The organism is Nocardiopsis moroccensis, assembly GCF_055763695.1.
Genome location: NZ_CP199747.1, coordinates 1880532 through 1896970 on the forward strand (window position 1 = coordinate 1880532; position 16439 = coordinate 1896970).

At 67.7% G+C, this 16439-nt stretch carries 33 protein-coding genes; 4 read left to right on the forward strand and 29 right to left on the reverse strand.

The window, feature by feature from the left end:
• Positions 1-81 precede the first annotated feature (81 nt).
• The 11 genes from ACUKCB_RS08355 to ACUKCB_RS08405 all read right to left on the reverse strand — a co-directional run bounded on the left by ACUKCB_RS08355 (position 82) and on the right by ACUKCB_RS08405 (position 4890).
• Positions 82-861: a tRNA(His) guanylyltransferase Thg1 family protein gene (locus tag ACUKCB_RS08355; RefSeq protein WP_473039930.1), complete on the reverse strand. Its 780-nt coding sequence runs from the start codon at positions 859-861 to the stop codon at positions 82-84.
• Positions 862-887: 26 nt separating this feature from the next.
• A complete protein-coding gene (locus tag ACUKCB_RS08360; protein WP_473039931.1) occupies positions 888-1403 on the reverse strand; it encodes a hypothetical protein in 516 nt (171 codons plus the stop codon).
• 48 nt (positions 1404-1451) lie between these two features.
• Entirely contained in the window at positions 1452-1757 is a 306-nt protein-coding gene (locus ACUKCB_RS08365) for a hypothetical protein (RefSeq protein ID WP_473039932.1), read from the reverse strand.
• 46 nt (positions 1758-1803) lie between these two features.
• Positions 1804-2145 carry a hypothetical protein gene (locus tag ACUKCB_RS08370; RefSeq protein WP_473039933.1) on the reverse strand — a complete coding sequence of 114 codons (342 nt, stop codon included), beginning with the start codon at positions 2143-2145 and terminating at the stop codon, positions 1804-1806.
• Between the two features lie 71 nt (positions 2146-2216).
• Positions 2217-2396, reverse strand: coding sequence for a hypothetical protein (locus ACUKCB_RS08375; protein WP_473039934.1), 180 nt, complete (start codon positions 2394-2396; stop codon positions 2217-2219).
• Positions 2397-2405: 9 nt separating this feature from the next.
• Positions 2406-2759: a hypothetical protein gene (locus tag ACUKCB_RS08380; protein WP_473039935.1), complete on the reverse strand. Its 354-nt coding sequence runs from the start codon at positions 2757-2759 to the stop codon at positions 2406-2408.
• Entirely contained in the window at positions 2756-3139 is a 384-nt protein-coding gene (locus tag ACUKCB_RS08385) for a hypothetical protein (protein WP_473039936.1), read from the reverse strand. The genes ACUKCB_RS08380 and ACUKCB_RS08385 overlap by 4 nt, the downstream gene beginning before the upstream one ends.
• A gap of 85 nt (positions 3140-3224) precedes the next feature.
• Complete coding sequence (locus ACUKCB_RS08390; RefSeq protein WP_473039937.1) at positions 3225-3566, reverse strand: hypothetical protein; 342 nt, start codon at positions 3564-3566, stop codon at positions 3225-3227.
• Between the two features lie 75 nt (positions 3567-3641).
• Positions 3642-3857: a hypothetical protein gene (locus ACUKCB_RS08395; protein ID WP_473039938.1), complete on the reverse strand. Its 216-nt coding sequence runs from the start codon at positions 3855-3857 to the stop codon at positions 3642-3644.
• A 40-nt stretch (positions 3858-3897) separates the two neighbouring features.
• Entirely contained in the window at positions 3898-4110 is a 213-nt protein-coding gene (locus ACUKCB_RS08400; protein ID WP_473039940.1) for a hypothetical protein, read from the reverse strand.
• Between the two features lie 69 nt (positions 4111-4179).
• Positions 4180-4890, reverse strand: a complete 711-nt coding sequence (locus ACUKCB_RS08405; RefSeq protein WP_473039941.1) for a hypothetical protein — start codon at positions 4888-4890, stop codon at positions 4180-4182.
• Between the two features lie 123 nt (positions 4891-5013).
• On the opposite strand from ACUKCB_RS08405, the gene ACUKCB_RS08410 reads away from it, so the two are divergent.
• Positions 5014-5232: a hypothetical protein gene (locus ACUKCB_RS08410; RefSeq protein ID WP_473039942.1), complete on the forward strand. Its 219-nt coding sequence runs from the start codon at positions 5014-5016 to the stop codon at positions 5230-5232.
• 52 nt (positions 5233-5284) lie between these two features.
• Here ACUKCB_RS08410 and ACUKCB_RS08415 read toward each other — a convergent pair whose 3' ends face one another.
• The 18 genes from ACUKCB_RS08415 to ACUKCB_RS08500 form a co-directional block, all read right to left on the reverse strand.
• Entirely contained in the window at positions 5285-5503 is a 219-nt protein-coding gene (locus ACUKCB_RS08415; RefSeq protein ID WP_473039943.1) for a hypothetical protein, read from the reverse strand.
• Positions 5503-5817: a hypothetical protein gene (locus ACUKCB_RS08420; RefSeq protein WP_473039944.1), complete on the reverse strand. Its 315-nt coding sequence runs from the start codon at positions 5815-5817 to the stop codon at positions 5503-5505. The genes ACUKCB_RS08415 and ACUKCB_RS08420 overlap by 1 nt, the downstream gene beginning before the upstream one ends.
• Positions 5814-6089 (reverse strand): hypothetical protein, encoded by a 276-nt coding sequence (locus tag ACUKCB_RS08425; protein ID WP_473039945.1) that lies wholly within the window; start codon positions 6087-6089, stop codon positions 5814-5816. Before ACUKCB_RS08425 ends, ACUKCB_RS08420 begins: the two co-directional genes overlap by 4 nt.
• Before the next feature lie 64 nt (positions 6090-6153).
• The gene (locus tag ACUKCB_RS08430; RefSeq protein ID WP_473039946.1) at positions 6154-6954 is read right to left on the reverse strand and encodes a hypothetical protein; all 801 of its coding nucleotides are present in this window, start codon (positions 6952-6954) and stop codon (positions 6154-6156) included.
• Positions 6954-7274, reverse strand: coding sequence for a WhiB family transcriptional regulator (locus ACUKCB_RS08435; protein WP_473039947.1), 321 nt, complete (start codon positions 7272-7274; stop codon positions 6954-6956). The genes ACUKCB_RS08430 and ACUKCB_RS08435 overlap by 1 nt, the downstream gene beginning before the upstream one ends.
• Positions 7271-7807 carry a hypothetical protein gene (locus ACUKCB_RS08440; RefSeq protein WP_473039948.1) on the reverse strand — a complete coding sequence of 179 codons (537 nt, stop codon included), beginning with the start codon at positions 7805-7807 and terminating at the stop codon, positions 7271-7273. The genes ACUKCB_RS08435 and ACUKCB_RS08440 overlap by 4 nt, the downstream gene beginning before the upstream one ends.
• 265 nt (positions 7808-8072) lie before the next feature.
• A complete protein-coding gene (locus ACUKCB_RS08445) occupies positions 8073-9035 on the reverse strand; it encodes a hypothetical protein (RefSeq protein WP_473039949.1) in 963 nt (320 codons plus the stop codon).
• Complete coding sequence (locus tag ACUKCB_RS08450; RefSeq protein WP_473039950.1) at positions 9028-9288, reverse strand: hypothetical protein; 261 nt, start codon at positions 9286-9288, stop codon at positions 9028-9030. The genes ACUKCB_RS08445 and ACUKCB_RS08450 overlap by 8 nt, the downstream gene beginning before the upstream one ends.
• Entirely contained in the window at positions 9288-9593 is a 306-nt protein-coding gene (locus ACUKCB_RS08455; protein ID WP_473039951.1) for a hypothetical protein, read from the reverse strand. The genes ACUKCB_RS08450 and ACUKCB_RS08455 overlap by 1 nt, the downstream gene beginning before the upstream one ends.
• Positions 9590-10363 carry a hypothetical protein gene (locus ACUKCB_RS08460; protein WP_473039952.1) on the reverse strand — a complete coding sequence of 258 codons (774 nt, stop codon included), beginning with the start codon at positions 10361-10363 and terminating at the stop codon, positions 9590-9592. The genes ACUKCB_RS08455 and ACUKCB_RS08460 overlap by 4 nt, the downstream gene beginning before the upstream one ends.
• Positions 10360-11250, reverse strand: coding sequence for a PD-(D/E)XK nuclease-like domain-containing protein (locus ACUKCB_RS08465; protein ID WP_473039953.1), 891 nt, complete (start codon positions 11248-11250; stop codon positions 10360-10362). The genes ACUKCB_RS08460 and ACUKCB_RS08465 overlap by 4 nt, the downstream gene beginning before the upstream one ends.
• Positions 11250-11780 (reverse strand): hypothetical protein, encoded by a 531-nt coding sequence (locus tag ACUKCB_RS08470; RefSeq protein ID WP_473039954.1) that lies wholly within the window; start codon positions 11778-11780, stop codon positions 11250-11252. Before ACUKCB_RS08470 ends, ACUKCB_RS08465 begins: the two co-directional genes overlap by 1 nt.
• On the reverse strand, positions 11777-12205 hold the full coding sequence (locus ACUKCB_RS08475) for a hypothetical protein (protein WP_473039955.1): 429 nt from the start codon (positions 12203-12205) through the stop codon (positions 11777-11779). Before ACUKCB_RS08475 ends, ACUKCB_RS08470 begins: the two co-directional genes overlap by 4 nt.
• Complete coding sequence (locus ACUKCB_RS08480) at positions 12198-12428, reverse strand: hypothetical protein (protein WP_473039956.1); 231 nt, start codon at positions 12426-12428, stop codon at positions 12198-12200. The genes ACUKCB_RS08475 and ACUKCB_RS08480 overlap by 8 nt, the downstream gene beginning before the upstream one ends.
• Positions 12418-12630 carry a hypothetical protein gene (locus ACUKCB_RS08485; RefSeq protein ID WP_473039957.1) on the reverse strand — a complete coding sequence of 71 codons (213 nt, stop codon included), beginning with the start codon at positions 12628-12630 and terminating at the stop codon, positions 12418-12420. Before ACUKCB_RS08485 ends, ACUKCB_RS08480 begins: the two co-directional genes overlap by 11 nt.
• The gene (locus ACUKCB_RS08490) at positions 12627-12950 is read right to left on the reverse strand and encodes a hypothetical protein (protein ID WP_473039958.1); all 324 of its coding nucleotides are present in this window, start codon (positions 12948-12950) and stop codon (positions 12627-12629) included. Before ACUKCB_RS08490 ends, ACUKCB_RS08485 begins: the two co-directional genes overlap by 4 nt.
• A gap of 113 nt (positions 12951-13063) precedes the next feature.
• Positions 13064-13336, reverse strand: a complete 273-nt coding sequence (locus tag ACUKCB_RS08495) for a helix-turn-helix domain-containing protein (RefSeq protein ID WP_473039959.1) — start codon at positions 13334-13336, stop codon at positions 13064-13066.
• Positions 13333-13554 (reverse strand): helix-turn-helix domain-containing protein, encoded by a 222-nt coding sequence (locus tag ACUKCB_RS08500; RefSeq protein ID WP_473039961.1) that lies wholly within the window; start codon positions 13552-13554, stop codon positions 13333-13335. Before ACUKCB_RS08500 ends, ACUKCB_RS08495 begins: the two co-directional genes overlap by 4 nt.
• A gap of 213 nt (positions 13555-13767) precedes the next feature.
• On the opposite strand from ACUKCB_RS08500, the gene ACUKCB_RS08505 reads away from it, so the two are divergent.
• From ACUKCB_RS08505 to ACUKCB_RS08515, 3 genes are all read left to right on the forward strand, one after another.
• The gene (locus tag ACUKCB_RS08505; RefSeq protein WP_473039962.1) at positions 13768-14265 is read left to right on the forward strand and encodes a hypothetical protein; all 498 of its coding nucleotides are present in this window, start codon (positions 13768-13770) and stop codon (positions 14263-14265) included.
• Between the two features lie 255 nt (positions 14266-14520).
• The gene (locus ACUKCB_RS08510) at positions 14521-14838 is read left to right on the forward strand and encodes a hypothetical protein (RefSeq protein ID WP_473039963.1); all 318 of its coding nucleotides are present in this window, start codon (positions 14521-14523) and stop codon (positions 14836-14838) included.
• A 98-nt stretch (positions 14839-14936) separates the two neighbouring features.
• Positions 14937-16385, forward strand: coding sequence for a tyrosine-type recombinase/integrase (locus tag ACUKCB_RS08515; protein ID WP_473039964.1), 1449 nt, complete (start codon positions 14937-14939; stop codon positions 16383-16385).
• The last annotated feature ends 54 nt before the right edge of the window (positions 16386-16439 follow it).

Consider the following 16439-nt stretch of genomic DNA (forward strand, 5'->3'; position numbering starts at 1 on the left):
GACACCTCTCTCCTTTCTGGGCCGCTTCGGCGGCCCTTCGTCATGCCCGGGGTGGGGCGCGGGTCAAGGCGCCCCCGGGGGTCAGGCCGTGGTTCGCGTGGGGATGGCTTCGGCCAGCCACCCACCTGCGTTCGCCGTGAAGTGCTCGGAAGGCTGCGACTCCCATCGGGACCGCACAGCCCGAGTCGTCTGCTCCTGTCCGGTGCGCTTGTCGGTGAACGTGACGTCCTCCTCGCGGGTGATGCGCACGCACACGCGGCCCCGCTTGGCTCCGGCCGGGTAGTCGTTGAAGTTGATGCCGCGCTTCGACCACAGGAGTTCCTGCATCTGGTCGGTGTTGACGCCGTGGAGTTCGCGGTGGGAGAACTCGGACTGCGCAGCCATGGAGATGGCGTTGCGGACGGCGTCGCGTTGGCGCCACAGGAAGTAGTTGGCGACCTCGACCGGGTCGGGGATGGTGAAGGCGCGGGCGTCGAAGGTCGCGGTAGCGCCGTCGTAGTGGACGCTGTACTCGCTGTTGAACGCGACCGTGGCAACCGATGCGGCGACGGAGGCGACCTTCTGCACGACTCCGCCGAACCACGGCTGTGTGTGTTGGTTCCCGTAGTCGGTGACCAGAACGCTGACCTCATCGGACTGGGTGTAGGCGAACACGGCCCCTGAGATCTCCGAGCACAGGGCGGCGGCGGTGGCGTCCATGGAGGCCATGACTGCTTCGTCGAAGGGTCGGTCGGCGTGGCGGAGGAAGGTGTGGAACGCTCGCCCGTCAACTCGGACGATGGTGTGGGTTCGGGGGGTGAGGGTGTGGCGGGTGGCTTCCTCGTAGGCCTTCATTCGGTCTCCGAGTGACGTGTTGTCCACGGGTTCTCCTTCGGGGTCGTGTGCGGTCAGGCGTTGGCGGGCGTGAGGTAGTGGCCGACGTCAGCACTGAACGTCGCCCCCGCAGCACGCGCGGCCTGGAGGATGTGGAGCTGCTCGTGGCCGGCAGCGATGAGTTCGCGGATGGCCTTCGCCGCGGTCGCGTCGTCCTGCTTGGTGGGCATCCCGGTGTAGTTGTCGGCGTGGTCCCCCCACGCGGCCTCCCACGTGTTGAGGGCCTGCTCGAACCCGACGGGGTTGTTGGGGTCGGGGTCCGCGAGGTTGGCCAGCTGCCCCAGGGTGGTGTCGGTGGCTTCGCGGACGTGCCCGTTGTCGAGCACGTACCGGGCCAGCGTCGCGATCGCGACGCTTCCGCTCCCGCTGGCGGCGTCCTCGACGGCCTTGATGATCGCGTCGGTAGCGGCGTCGACCTCTTCGTGTGAGGCGTCGAGCATGCGGATGAAGTCGTCGCGGGTGGCGGCGGGGTAGCGGTGGTCGGTCACGTCTGGCTCCTGGTGGTCGGTGTGGTTGGTGTTGGCGCCCATCCGCGGTTTGCACGCGGTCCCCGGCTCGGTCCGGTCGGGCTGAAGGGGTCAGGTCTCGGGTGTCGGCTCGCCGTCGGTGACGTCGCGGATGGTGCGGATGTCGTCCTCTCGGGCGGACAGCCTCAGTCCCCAGTGGCCGTCAACGACTCCGTGGACGAGCAGCTTCGGCACCTCCGAGCCGGACGCCCCGAAGAGCGGACTGACGGCCCGAGTGCCGCTGTGGGTGACCTGGTGGCCGGTGACCTTCTCGGTGTGTCCGCTGGTCCAGGTGATTTCCCAGGTGCGGGGCTCGCCGTGGTCGTAGTCGCTGCCGTGGGTGAACCGGTTGGGGTCGCGGTGGATGTCGGTGCTCACGGTGTCTCCTTCGGGGTTGGGTGCGGCGGGGTCACGGCCGCGGGGGTTAGGCCTTGGCCTTGAGCTCGCCGCGCAGACGTGCGATCTCCTCGCCGCGCCGCATCGACAAGGCCTGAACCTCCGCGTGCTTGAGGGTGAGGTGGTCGATCACAGCCAGCAGGTCCGTCAGGTCCTTCGGGGCGTTCGCGAGCAGGTCCGCGATGTGCTCCCCGTAGTCCGGGACGGTCGCGGCCAGCCCAGCGCCGGGGGTGTCCATGTCGTAGGCGACCAGCCAGTTGTGGTTCTTGGGGTCGTCGATGTAGGTCCAGTCGGTTCCGAGGTGAGCGACGACGGCGAGGCGTTCGCGGATGGCTTCGAGGTTGGCGGTCATGGCGTTCTGGGTGTTCACGGTGTCTCCTGGTGGTTCGGTACGGTGGGTGCGGGCCCCGGGTGCTTTCTCCATCCGGGGCCCGCCCGCTGTTACAGCTCGTCGGCCGGAGGCAGAGGCTCGATCGCGGTCAGGACGTCAGCGGCCAACAGCACCTCGCGGCCGTGCTCGTCGTGGTGAGCGGGGATACGCGCTACCGCGGCGAGTCGGGTGCGGAGCTCGGTGTTCTCCGCGCGGAGCTTGGCGAAGGCGGCCAGCAAGTTCTCGGTCATGTCGCCTCCTCAGGACTCGTAGCCCGCGGTGCGGGCCTTGTCGGGGTCGTAGCCGCCACGGCGAGCGATCTGCTTGGCGCGGTGCTGAGTAGCCCCACCGGCTTCCGCCCCGAGCAGGAGCATGTGGGCGATGTGTTCGACGTCAGCCCCCTCATGGGCGGCGTGCAGGGCGTAGGCCGTTTCGGCCTTGGCGTCGGCGAGAGCGAACAGGTTGACGGCGGCGGTGTCGGCGGGGCCGTGGAGTTCGCGGCGTCGCTCGGCCCGCCCGAGCAGCCACAGGGCTTCGGTGGCGAGGTAGCCGGCGACCTGTCGTGCGGTCGCCGTCTCGTGGGTGGGCTGCGGGTAGGTGTCGGTGAAGCTCATGCGGTCTCCTCGATGTCGTTGGCGGGCTTCCACTCGGGGCAGCCAGTGACCGGCTTCCCGTCGGCCAGGGCGACACCCACCAGGCAGATGTCAGGCTGCGAGTCGTAGTCGTCGCAGTGCGGGTGTCCGCAGTCGCACCGCTCGGCACGGCCCCGTTCGAAGTGCACGCAGGACTTGCACCCCTGGAGTGCGGGGTTCTTCCAGCAGCGGGTGATGTGGTCGGTGGCGGCGTCGCGTTTGGAGTGGCCTCGGGAGCAGTGGGGGCACACGTAGCGGGTGACCTGGATTTCGCGGGGTGCGGTGGTGGGTTCCTGCTCGTCGTAGTCGCCGTTGGCGTACTGGTCGGCGGCGAGGTCGTAGGGGGTGTCGTAGTCACTCATCGGGCGATCTCCTCGTGTACGTCGTGGCAGAAGCAGATGCCGTTGCTGTCGGGGTAGTCCTTGCATCCGTCACACCAGGGGTGCATCAGGTGTCCTTCCGGGTCGGGGTGAAGCAGGCGCACGCCAGGGTCACGGGGTGCACGGGGGTTTCGCAGCCGGGGCAGTAGCGGGTGTTGCCGAGCGGGATGTTGTGGCGCAGGCCCGCACCGATGAGGCGCGGGATGTGGTGTGCGGCCCGGGGAGGTGCGGTGACCTCGGCCGCGGTGACGATCTCCATGCCGTAGCCGAGGTGTTCGCATTCGCACTGGCCGGTGTCGAGGCTGATGTCCACCCGGCACAGGGAGCACCAGGGCAGGTTGCTGGGGTCTTCGGCGCGGGTGTCGATGAGGTTGCGGAGACCGGCGGCGAGTTCGGCGTGAGCGGCCATGGGGTTCCTCCTGTGGTTTGCTGGGTGGTGCGGGGCGTCCTCAGGTCGAGTGAGGACGCCCCGCCTTGCGTTGGGTCAGGCGGGCGCGTAGCCGCTGCGCCGCTTGCGTCCGGTCTTCGTGGTCGCGGCGGGGTGGAGGTTCTTCGCGAGGACACCGCGCAGGTTCTTGCCGTTGGTGTCGGTCACGACCACCCGGTCGCCGCCGTCGTACTCGCGGACGATCAGGACCGTTGAGTCGTAGGGGTGGCAGTGCGCGAACTTGCGGCCGGGGCGGATGTGGTCGTTGCTCATGGGTTCTCCGTTCGTTGGGGCGTTGCCCTTGGCAGTGGGGTCAGCGGGTGTCGAAGCGGGCGATGATGTCGCGGATCTCGTCGGCCGTGGCGTCGGGAGCGATGCGGGCCCGCAGTTCCCCCATGAGCTGGTCAGCGATGCGCTCCGGGAGCTGGTGGACGTCGGACCAGTCAGCGGGCTCCCATCCGCTTTCGATGGACCAGGTGAGGTTGTGGCGGGCGGTCATCCGGGCGGTGGCGAGCAGGCGGCCCATGTGGTTCTCCTTGGGTTACGGTGGTGGTGGGCCGCCCTCACTTCGGATGAGGGCGGCCCGAGTCGTTGGCTAGGACTGGGTCTCAGCGAACGCCTGGGCGAGCACGTCGACCGGATAGAGGTTGACCTTTCCCCAGACGGGATGCTGAGCCCTGCCGGGCTCCTGGCCCTGCGAGCGAAGGATCTTCGCCGCTCGGGAGCCGACCCTCTTCAGGTAGCTCACCTCGCTGCGGAGGTTGTGGAGCTTGGCGTAGGCCACGGCGGCGAACCAGTCGTGGTTGCCTTCGATGGAGTCCAGTCGGGCTTCCGTGATGTCCTGGCGGCCTTCGACGACGGTGAGCCTCTGGCGGTCAACACGGATCGCGGCAACCAGCGACTCGATGGCGTCGAGTTCGTCGCCTTTCGGCTGGGCCTGGGCAAGTTCGGCTTCTCGGGTGCGGACGGCGAAGTACGCCTGAGCGGCGGCCACCTCGGCCTTGTTCGGGTTGCCGTTCATCGCGACTAGGTAGGCCCCGAAGCGAGTGAGCCTGTAGTCCTTGCGGGGGCGTCCTCCCTGGGGGGAGGGGTTTTCAGGCGACTCCCTGAAAACGTCCGAGACGTCGTGCCCGGTGTTCTTGGCGGCTTCCATCGCCCGCTCGATGACCGGGAGGAAGTCGGCCCATCGCGGATAGGTCATGACGTCCTGTAGGCGGCGGGCCCTCCAGATCTCGGTGCCGTCTTCGTCGATCTCCTTGATCGCGTCGAACGGGCTGCTGCTCTGGGTGTCGATCTGGTTGGTCATCCATCCCCCGGTGATTGCTTGTCAACTTTGTTCCGTCTAGAGTTGACGCTACTCCCCTTGCATGGGAGTGTCAACTTAGTTCCGCATTCAGTTCGCAAGGAAGGTCGTGACAACATGGCACTCATGGCACGAGACGAGATCCCCGAACTCCGGCAGCTACGAGACGAGTACGACGCCGCCCGCGACAAGCTCATGGAGACCATCGGCAAGCACATCGACGCAGGTGAGAAGAACGCGCGCATCGCCCGGTCCGTGGACTGGTCACGGGAGTACATCGCCAAGCTCAGGAACTCCAGGGCACACGGCGAAGCCCCCAGGCCACCCCGAGGCGAAGGCCGATAGCCCTCGCCCCTTCCAGCCCGCACCACGTCCGGTGCGGGCTTCTCGCTGTGCCCTACCACCTCGGCTCCACGTCCACCCGGGCCACCAACGCGGCAGGCCAGTCCTCAGGGTCGAAGTACGCGGCCAACGCGGCCAGGGTGCGGTCCCGCTGGTCCTCGCGGATACGGCGCTCACGAGCCCGCTCAGCGTCCACAGCAGCCCGGTCAGCGGTCGTCGGATCGAACGGGAACGCCTGCTCTGCGGCATCGGGTTCGGGCAGTTGCAGCACCATCACACGGCCCCCCTAGTGCCCTGCCACACCCGCACCGGATGCCCGTGGGTGCGAACATCCGTGGACGCCACGTAGCCGACCGGGCGGATCAGACCAAACCGGGCCGCCCTCCGAAAGCAGGCCCCGACAGCGGCGGGACGGATGCCCTCGGGCAGGCGTGGGCGGACGTCGTTCGCGGAGAAGGGCTGTCCTGCGCGGGCGAGCTCGCGGATGATGCGGTTGACCTCGTCGACGGCGGTCGGTGTGGACGCGGCGGTGGCGCGTGCCATGCCGTCGGCGGCGAGCGCTTCACCGATCGTGAGCTGAGTGTTCATGACGCGCTCACCCCACTCCGGGACTCGAAGCTGACCACCAGCGAGTCGCCCTCCATGCGGGCGGTGATCGCGTCAGCGGCGGCAGGAGCGCCCACTTCCTGCTGGTCGCGCTGGTAGGCGTCCTGGGCTTCCGTCAGGACCTGTTGGAGCGTCCACATGGTGACGCCGCGCGCCCCGAACCCAGGGATCACCCAGCGCTGCTGGCGAGTGACGGTGGAAGCGGGCGGGGTCGGTACCGGGTAGAGCGTCGGGCTGTCGTCGGTGAAGTTCATGTCTCCTCCTTGGGGGGTTGGGCCCGCCGTGCCCGTGGTGGTCCAGGCAGACACGGCGGGCGGATCAGGCGGCGGCGCGGTCGCGCTCACGTCGGGCTTCACGCCGGCGCCCCGGGAACGCCTTCGCCCCGGCGACGATCAACGGAGACCGGTCGCCCCACTCGTGGTGGGCGCGGTAGCAGCGGTGAAGCTCCGTCAGGTCCATCTGCTCGACCCGGCGGGCCAGCTCTACTTCGAGGTCGGCGTCCGGGAGATCAATCAGGTCGTCGTCCCACGCCAAAGGCGGCAAGAACCCCTTGTCCTCTGCCAAGGCGCGGGTCCGGTCGGCGTACTGCCCCTCAGGGCGTTTCATCGACAGGGCGTCGTAGACCGCCATCACCCGACGTGTCCACTGAGCCGTCACCACCCGCGCTGACAAGGAATAGCGGACCTGCACTTCGGCCGCCCCCATGTGGCGGGAGATGGCAGCCCACCCCCATCCGAGCGCGTACAGCGCTTCGAGACGGCGACGGGCGGGCGCGGGGTCCACCTCGGTACGCGGCCCGAGCCATTGGAGGGTGGGGCGGATCGCGAGGATCGCTTCAGCGGTCTCAGCGCGAACACGGCGGCTCGGCTTGATGCCTCGGCTCGGCCGCCCGTAGACGAGGACCTGAGCTTCGGAGTAGGCGGACTTGATCTTGCTGAGGGGTACGCCTTGGCTCATCAACCAGAGGGCGTGGGCGCGGACCGGCTCGGCGTCGACGTAGGGCTGCCAGCGGCCGTAGGCGATTTCGCGGCGCCGGTGGTTGACGTAGTCGTTGCGTGCGAGTCGGTGTTCGGGGTGCTCGCAGCCCCGGTTGTAGCAGGTGGTGGGGGCGATGGCCATCACGCGACCCTCCCTGCGGCGGTGTGCCGCATCCTGGTGCGGCGCTCCACGATCCGTTCCTCAGCGGTCATGCCGCCCCGCACGCCGTGCTGCCCGGTGTTCGCAGGGATGAGCGCGTCATCCAGGCAGGGTGTGCGCACCGGACACCCCCAGCAGAGGTCGAGAGCTTCGGCTTCCCGGGTCTCGCGTTCGGCGCTGCGTTCACCGTCGGGCCCGTAGAACAGCTCCAGGTCCTCACCAGCGCACACGGCGTCTCGCTGCCAGTCGTGTGGGGCGGTGGGTGTGTAGCCAGCCCCGAACTTGATGGCGTACCGCTTCACCGGGCCACCTCCAGCAGGTCGGGCCACCGAACCTTGTCGAGCGCTTCCCGGTTGGTCTGCGGCATGTCCGCGAGCGGGTGCCCGAGGTGGTCCGAACCCATCGCCGCGAGCACAAGACTGTCCGCCTCGTCGTTCCCGGTGATGTCCCAGGCCGGGAACCGGCGGGCCACCGCCAACAACGTGGCGTCCTTGGACGCGTTGCCCTTCCCGGTCGCGTACTTTTTCAGCTGCTGTGTGGTGGCCGACGTCCACGGGATGTCAGCGGCGTCGATGGCTTCCATGACCAGGTGCCACATCCCGGCTCGGGTGAGGTGCTGCCCGGTCTGGGACCCGATGGCGAGCTGCTCCACAACGACGAGGTGGGCGCCCCGCACGTGGAGGATGACTTCGGCGCGGATGTGGCGGAGTCGGGCGAACGTGGTGGGGAACTGGTCGGGTTTGGTGGCGACGCAGTTGACCCATCCGGCAGAGGAGGCGATTCCGGTGCTTGACAGCGAAAGGTCGAGGCCTATGACCTTCGGTGTGGTGTCCATGTGCTTCTCCAGGAGTGTGGGTGGGGCGCCCGGGCCCCCGCTCCGGGCGCCCCACGGGGGTGTGGTCAGTGGCGGGGTGTGCGCTGGAAGCGGATGGGTTCTCCGCCGGTCTCCCGTGTTGGCCAGAACCGGGTGCCCATCTGCGATCCTTCGCACTGGTCGGCGCTGGCGCGTTCTTCGCGGGCCGACCACCAGTGGCGTGGGAGCCGGTCGTCAGAGCGGACGGTCAGCGTGCGCCCGCACTCGGGACACAGGGCGCGGGCGCTCACCCGTCGCCTCCGAGACGGCCCGGGCGTCCCTTCCGGAGCGCCTTGACTGCAGCCTTGAGGTCGTCGTGGTCACCGCCGAGCGCGGACACGTTCATCTGGATCTCGTCGCCGCGCTGCCCGAGCCCGCGCAGGGCGGCTTGGGCTCCTCGCATGTCGGTGCGCAGGTTGTCGATCAGCCGGGACTGGTCTGCGAGCGCGTCGGCCTGCGAGGAGGTGAGGGATTCCAGTGCGGCCAGCCGGGACTCGACGTCGGTGGTGCGGGCGTCACCCATGCGGAGCCCATCGGAGAACCCGGCGTCGTAGTCGGAGCGGGCCGGGGCCGTGTCCTGCCACTCGTCGGGCCTGACCGGCAGGCACGTGTTGTTGATGCGGGTCTCCGCGTCCGGCCCGACTGTCTTGTACGCGACCCTCGCGGCAGCCTTGCGCATGGCACGCCCGCCGTCACCCCACCCGGCGTCGTAGCCACGCTGGTAGGCGGCGGGGGTGTGGTCCTCGTAGTCGGTGACCGGGCGCGCGGCCCCGTTCAGCTGTGCGAGGGTGCGCAGGCACTCCAGGCAGTTCGCTTCGGTGACCAGCGCTGCGACGGTGACGTCGTGGTGGCCTTCCCCGCACGGGGTGATGTCCTCGGGTGTGGCCACGTGGACCGTGGTCTTGTCCTCGTTCTTCCTGGCGGCAGGATTCACGTGGTGACCTGCGGGAACTTCGCCGTCCTGGGCCTCGGTGTCGTCGCCGTCGGGGAGCAGCGGCAGGGCGCGGATCGCCTCGGCGGCGTCCAGGGCCTCGTAGGTCCCCGTAACGGCCTCTTCGACAGCGAGGGCGGCCCGCTCGCGCATGGACCGGGCGCCCTTCTCCTCAGCGGCGTCACGCTCCTTGCGCAGATCAGACCGCTGCTGGAGCAACTGCCGGATGGTCGAGTTCGCGTCATCCAACTCGCGGCGGGTCGTTTCGAGATCACTCATCGGGGGTCTCCTTCGGGGGGTTCATCCGCTCCTGGCCCCGACCCACCAAAGCCAGCAAGTACTCATCAGGGGTCATGCCGTCCGCCCACTCATCGGCGTGCCTGGCCTCCTCCGCCGCAGCGGTCTGCAGATCCGAAGGACGCGGCGGCACCGGCGTCGGCGCGGACTTGGTGGTGGTGCCGCGCCGGGCGATCTCAGCGGCCCTTTGCCGACCGCTCAGGAACGGCCACACAGAACCGATCGGGGTGGCCATCACATGCCCCCTTCTTCGAGCCCGGACAGGTCGTGGGGGACGGTCACGTCCACGTCCTCAGCGCGCAGAGCCGCAGCGAACGCCGCCCACTCCTGCGAGGCGGTGTCAGCGACAACCGCGATCTCCTCCGCGGTCGCGGCGGTGCAGCCGCGCAGGAACCTGCCGTAGCCCATGTGCGCGGCGGTTCCGGCGCGGTGGGCGCGGCGCTGGTGCCACGCAGAGGAGTACGGGGCGGGCCGCAGCTCGGGGGTGGGGGCCGCCCCCTCTTCGGAGGGGGCGGCGAACAGGCGACGGAACCAGCTCATGACTGGGACCCCACGTACTCCTCGAAGGTGGCGTCCTGCTCCTCATCCGAGGGCGTCTCGTCCTTCGGCACGTACCACGGGTCGTCCTTCGGCAACTCCGTCCGCGGCTCACCCGACTCGGGCTCCTCCCGCTGCGGCGCTGCGTCCGGGTTCAGCTCCCGCACCGTCACCCGAGGAACCTGCGCCGCACCGTCCGCCTGCCCGAACCCATCCAGCTCCTCACTGGCGTAGGGCATCGCGTGCAGGACGTCCGCGGCGATCAGGCGGCATATCTCACCCGTCGCGCGGGCCACCAGCATTGTCTGCGGCTGCTTCTTCCACTCGCCCTTGCCAACCAGCCCGAGATCACGAGCCCGCTCGATCGTCCAGGTGACTTCCTGCCACTCCTCTTCGCTCTCGCCCTTGCGCTTGCCGCGGTACACGCACTTCTCAGGGGTGGACTCGATGAGCTTGACCTTGTGGCCCTTGGACTGCACGAGCGCCCGCATAGCGTGCGCCCTCATGCCGGGGGTGCCGTGGATAACGTCGAAGCTGCGCAGCCCGGCCATGGGCGGGATGCCCATTTCCTGCGCGGCGAGGATCGCGGCGGTAATGTCTCCGGGCTTGCCACGCATCGACGCCGGGATGAAGCTGGTGTTCTGGAGCTTCTGCGCGATCTGGTAGGCCCGGTCGGCGCGGAACGCCCACTGCACGAGCTCGTCGTTCTGTGCAGCCTGCTCGACTGCGGCCAGCTCTGCGCTGTTGTCGTCTCGGTTCGCGATCTCGCTCATGCCATGAACTCCTGGTCGTCGTGCTGACGCTCCGCCCACACGGGCAGGGAGAGCATCGTGATGTCGTCGGAGAAGCCCGGCCATACGCCGGACTCCATGCAGCGCGCGTAGGTCTTCAGCGCGTAGTCGTTGCGTTCCTTGCCGATCCGGCGGGCCTCGTGGTCGAGCTCGACCACGGTCACCAGGTAGGGCGGGGTCTTGGCCTGGAACACGAACACGAAGCTGGTGTTCTTGTCGCCGATGCCCAGCTCGCGGGCGCCGCGCCGGTAGAAGTCGTCCTGCTGGTGGTAGCCGTAGTCGGCCACGGACTTCGCGATGTCAGCGGGTGCGGCGGACTTCGTGGTCTTGTAGTCGCCGATGATCAGCCGCTTGCCCTTGGCCTGGGTGGGCAGCCAGTCCAGCCGTGCCCGGCAGATCACCCCGGTGGCGGGGTCCTTCCAGAACAGGGACTGCTCTGGCTTTCCAGCGCCGGGCTGGAACAGGGCTCCGGCGATCGGGTGCCGCTTGAGCTCAGCGGCCATGTTCTGAACGAGTTCGTACTCGTGCCGCTTGAGCGGGACGTTTCCTGCTTCGCGGATCGCGGCGACTTCGGCCTTGATCTTGTCGGTGTCCCACCGGGCGGCGTCTATGACGATGAGCTCGGGGCCTTCGCCGAGTACGAGCTTGTGCGCGGCGGTGCCCAGGTCGAACGTCTTCTTGTGGGGCTGCTTGTGGTCCTGCTCGTAGCGAAACAGGGCCGGGCAGCTGGGTGCGAGGAGCTTGCGGGCCCCGGAGGATGAGAGGCTTCCGCCGGGCACAGGATCGCGGTGATAAAGCGCCTCGGGGATGCCGTCATAGACGCCGGGTTGGGTGATGGCCTGGATGGTGCGCTCTTCGGTGGCGGTCATCAGAACGGCACCTCCGGGCCTTCGTCAGTCACGGAATCTTGGGCATCGGTCTCGCGGGCGCGGTCGAGAGCGGACTCGATGCGCCTCACGGCGGGCACCAGGTCGGGGTTCGTGCGTGAGGCGTGCAGCAGCATCGCCAGGTCAAACCTGTCGACCACCACCTGACCGTCGGAGGCCCTCGCCTCGTCGGCGCTGGCACCCTTCACGCGGATCTCGAACTGGTCGAGCATCCGAACCTGATCGGGGGTCCACGCAGCGGCGAAGTCCGTGTCGTGGATGAAGTCCCACATCTCCCGGGAGGTCACCAGCCGCCCCGGCTTGAACTCGCCCGGGTGTGTGCGGACAGTGCGGCCCTTGCTGTCGATGTGCTCCGGCCACTCAGTGGTGACCGTGCCGATTCCGCGCTTGCAGTGGTTCGCGTTCGGGAACGCGGGGTTGGGGCCACGGTGGTGGCGGATCGTGTCGTCGGCGCGGACCTGGATCGTGGACCCGCAGTAGGGACACAGCGCGTGGATCTTCGAGGAGGTCACTTCTCGCCCTCCTCTGCGGCGCGGTTCCAGTCCTGCGTGGTCTCGTCGTGCTCCCGCGCAGTCCGGTCCTCGCGGTCCTCCTGCGGGCCAGCAACCGGGAACACCAGGTCGTGCGCCTCGGGCGCCCACCCGAACGGCTCCGGTTCCAACAGGTCACCACCGGCCACCTCCAGTCCGGCCAGGTCCGCGTTCACCGCATCCGCGAACGCCGCATCCCGCCGGTGCGCCGCCACGTGCTGCTTGCGGAGCACGTGAGCGCGCGCCCCGATCCGACCCAACAGGGCGGTGATCTCCTCCGAGATCTCGTCGGCGTACACGTCCTCGTACAGGCCCAGCAGCTCACTGCCCTCAGCGGCCAGGCGGGGCAGGCCGGCCAGTTCGGAGCGGAGCATCGCCGGGGTCATGTGGGTGGTGTGCTCACTCATTGGGGGTCTCCTTCGGGGCGGCGTGACGACCACGGCGAGGCTTACGAACCGGCGGTGCGGTGGGGGCGAGCTTGGCTCGGAGCCCCTCAATCAGGTGACGGTCACGGGCCCGACGCCACTGGTCCTCACCAGCACGGATCCAGTAGCCGCCAACCCCGCCGACCAGCAGGGTGAACACGGTCGCGCCGAACACGCCGTACAGGATGAGAGCGTCACCGGCCATGTCTGGCCTCCGGGCAGTGCTTGAGGTGGTATAGGGCGGCGTCCGTGGCCTCAGCCGGGTCGTCGTACCGGATCGCGCTCGTGGTGTCGCAGCACGCCACCCAGAAGTGGTTGTTGGGGGTGATCCGCCACAGCCGCTTCTGGGGCGGCACCTGGAGGGTGCGGTGGTAGGCCTGCTCGGCCTCCGTCAACGGGGCAGTCACAACGCCACCGCCTTCGGGGCCGTGACCCGCCCGGACACGTACACCGTCACGCCGGTGCCGCGCCAGTTCTTGACGCGCAAGGACCCGATGTCCCCCTCCTCGTGGCGGTTGACGTTCACATCCACACCCAGCACGAGCGACGCGTCATCCAGGAGTGCACTCACCTCCTCTGGGGAGGCCTTGTGCGACAGGCTCACGGACAGGTCCGGGTGGCCACAGATGTCGTTGTGGGGGGTCATGGACAGGCCGGGGTGGAACTGCCATCCGCCGAGTTCAGCGGTGAGCTGGTGGGCGACGTCGAGGATGCGGAGCATTGACATCGGCATCTCGGGAATCGGGGTATCGTTCTTCACGGCACTCTCTCTTTCGTGTGGTGGTGCCATCGCCCTCGTCCGGGCGCAATCCGGGCGGGGGCTCTTTTCATGTGCGGGGGTCAGGCGCTCTTGCGGCGCCGGTTCGGACCCCGCGGGGTGCGCGGTTTGAGCGGTGTGACTTCGCCCAACCCCGGCCTCACCATCGACTTGCGCGGTGTCTCCGCTTCGAGCTGACGGATGATCTCTTCGAGATGCCCGTCGGTGAACCGGTACTGACGAGCCACCCAGATGTGGGGGAGTTCGTTCTTCTGGCACCGGCGCTGGAGGTAGCGCTCGTTGAGCTGGAGCTTCGCGGCCGCTTCGGGGAGCGTGTGCATCAGCGGTTCGTTCATGCGGCGGTCTCCTCGTTGACGAGCAGATCTGCGTCTGTGGCCTTGAGGGCCCGCTTGATGAGCCCGTAGACCTTCGCGGAGGGTTGGCCGTTGCCCTGCTCGACGCGGTAGATGTTCCAGGCCGTGCAGTGCGCCTTTTTTGCGAGGTCAGCGACGGTCATCCCGGCGGCCTCACGTGCGGTGCGGAGCTTGGCTCCGTCGACTTCGAGGTTGCGCATGACCCCAAGGTAATCCAAAGTTGGAGAACTTTGGAGTAGTACCGGCAGGTAACTTTGGGAAATTTTGGGATCGTGCACGTGCAGATGTGCTCGCAGGTTCACACGCGGGTTCAACCCGATAGCAATCTGTGACCTTTTGGGGATAGGCAAGCCTCAGCAAAGGGTGCTTGGATTCGCTGGGATTAGATTGGAGAACTTTGTACCGTGAACCTCATGAGCCCCAACCCCAAACACCTCGGCGACGCCATCGACGCCCGCATCGCTGACCTGTGGCCCGACTACAACACCGCAGCCGACGCCATCGGAGTCAGCACCGAAACCCTCTCCAAGGCACGCACCGGCAAGAAGGTCAGCCGCAAAACCCTGCTGCGCATCGAGTCAGCCATAGGGTGGGCTGCCGGATCCGTGGATGCCGTCCTCGCTGGCGGCGAACCTCGTATCGCCCCACGAGATATCGCCCGGCTCCCCCGCCGGCCCGGGCCCGCACTCGCGGAGACAGGTGAGCCCCGGATTCATCTACGCGGGGTCACCCCTCTGCGCGAGGACGAGGAGCTGTCCGGGTGGCCCTCAGATGAGGGCCGCATCCTGTACGTGTACACCGTTCACTCGGCCACACCGCCTTTGGTGTACCGGATCCCGATGCCCGACGGTCTCTCCCTAGAGGAGGCAGTGCGGCGTGTTCGGGTCGCCGTGGAGGTCACACAGATGTGAACCGTGGGGCGTCCGGGGGCGTCCCACGGAGTAACCAGAACCCGGACTCTTACTTTCCGTGACGGCCTTCGGGTCGTCTTTTCTCATGCCCAAAACGCCGGAAACGCCCGTTTCTACTGGCTGAGTGGTTGAAAATTTACCTTCCCGTCCGGTGTGTCCACCTTTACGGACAGGTAAAACACCACGTACAGTCACATCCCACAAACTGAACACGCTCCGATCCTTCCCCCGGGGCCCGCAGACAGCGAGGTCTACGTGAGAACACCAGGCCCAGACGGGATCCCACTAGCCGCCCAGCTCGCCCACCTACCCCACGGCACCGCAGCCACCCGCCTCGACACCCTCGACGAAGTAGTCCTCACCCTCGGCATCGGCACCAGCACACACGAGACCGCAACCGACCTCCTCGCCGTACTCGAAAACGACCTCCTCGCCGCGGTCTGCGCCGTATGGGGAATCACCACCCCCATCGACCAGGTCCGCGCCGACCCCATCGCAGCCCTCGGCCCCCTCGCTAACCTCACCGTCGCACCAGGGATCATCCCGCCACAACTCGCCCGCCACAGGGCATAGCAACACCCAGCCCCGACCGGTGTGGTCGGGGCTTCGCTATCCCTCCCCAACGTCGCCCCCGCAGGGCACACTGGAACCCTGACCCCCGGAGGAGATCGATGGCCTACGCCGAGAAGCTGGTGAAGTCCTGGCGCGCATGCTGGAAAAACGCCGCAGGGAAACCCGAGAAGCAATCCGGCTTTCCCACCAAGAAGAAGGCTCTCGACTACGCCAAAGAACAAGAGGTTGAGGCCTCCCGCCGCGGTAGTGCCCGCGAGGACGCCTCGCAGATGCTCGTGCGCGACTGGGTGGAAGAGTGGTACGCAGGCCTCGACCTGGAGCTGAACACCCTGCTGGGCTACAAGAGCTCCCTCATCAACCACATCCTCCCCAGGTGGGGTGAGGTGCGGATGAGAGAGCTAGCCACCTCAGACGCGAAGATCAAAGCCTGGTCCAAGAGTCTCCATGATGCTGGGTACACCTACCGGACCGCCACCGGAATCGTCAGCCTCCTCGGGACCCTGTGCGCTGATGCTGTCGATGCTGGCCTCATGCACCGCAACCCTGCTGTGTCGCGCCGCAACCGGGGGAAATTCGCCGCCCGCCGTGAGACATCGACCCGGCCCGCAGTGATCGTGAACCCCCTGACTGCGCTGCTCCTCGCTGAACGGGCGGCCGTACTCACGGGCCGCGACGACGAGTTCATCCTCCTCACATCGATGTACTACACCGGGATGCGCATCTCGGAGGCGATGGCCGTTGAGCTGGGTTCCGTCAGTGGTAAATACCGGCTCCAGAAGCAGCTGTCCCGTGGCCGCAGGACCAAGGTGTTCTACTCCAAGGGTCCGAAGTTCGACTCCCGACGCACGATCGACATCCCAGATTTCCTCCTGGAGCTGTGGCGCCTGCAGGCCCGCCAGGTCGCCCATCACGATGTGCCCGATGAGGCCCAGTGGTGTCCCTGCGGTGATGAGGTGCCTGAGGAGAACCGGCACAAGCCTGGGGTTCATCTGTTCGCTGGGGACGTGTGGCACCACTGGGACCAGACCGCGTTTCGATACCGGCTGCTGTATCCGGCTGCGTGGGGGCGGTTCTACCCGGGGATGGGCGGTGAGCGGCCTGTGTATCAGTCACTCCGGGAAGACGGCGGCACTCCAGGCCCATTTGACTGGGACAGTGCCCGCGTGGGCGAGGAGCGCGCTGAGGCGGCTGTGGCGTGCTGGGCTCCCCTGGCCCCGGATCTGACTCCGCATGGGCTGAGGCACTCCCACAAGACCCTTATGGAGGAGTTGGGGACACCGAAGCCGCTCATGGATGAGCGGATGGGGCATCGGGATCACACGGTTTCGGGGCGTTATTCACATCCGACAGAGGTGATGCGGGACCACTTGAAGGTGGGGCTGTCAGGGGTGTGGGAGGGGGCTCTTGAGCAGCGTCGACAGATGGGGGTGGAGTCGTCGGTGTCTGTTCTTCGGGGTTTGCTGGGGCGGCGGGAAGGGGTCGGCTCCAGATCCGCTCCAGATGCGAAGCCTCGACTCCAGGCGGCGGGTCGGGGTAGAGTGGCGTGAAGCCCCGGTTTTACTGGGGTTTTGCTTGATCGCTGGTTGGGTTGATGGGTCGTC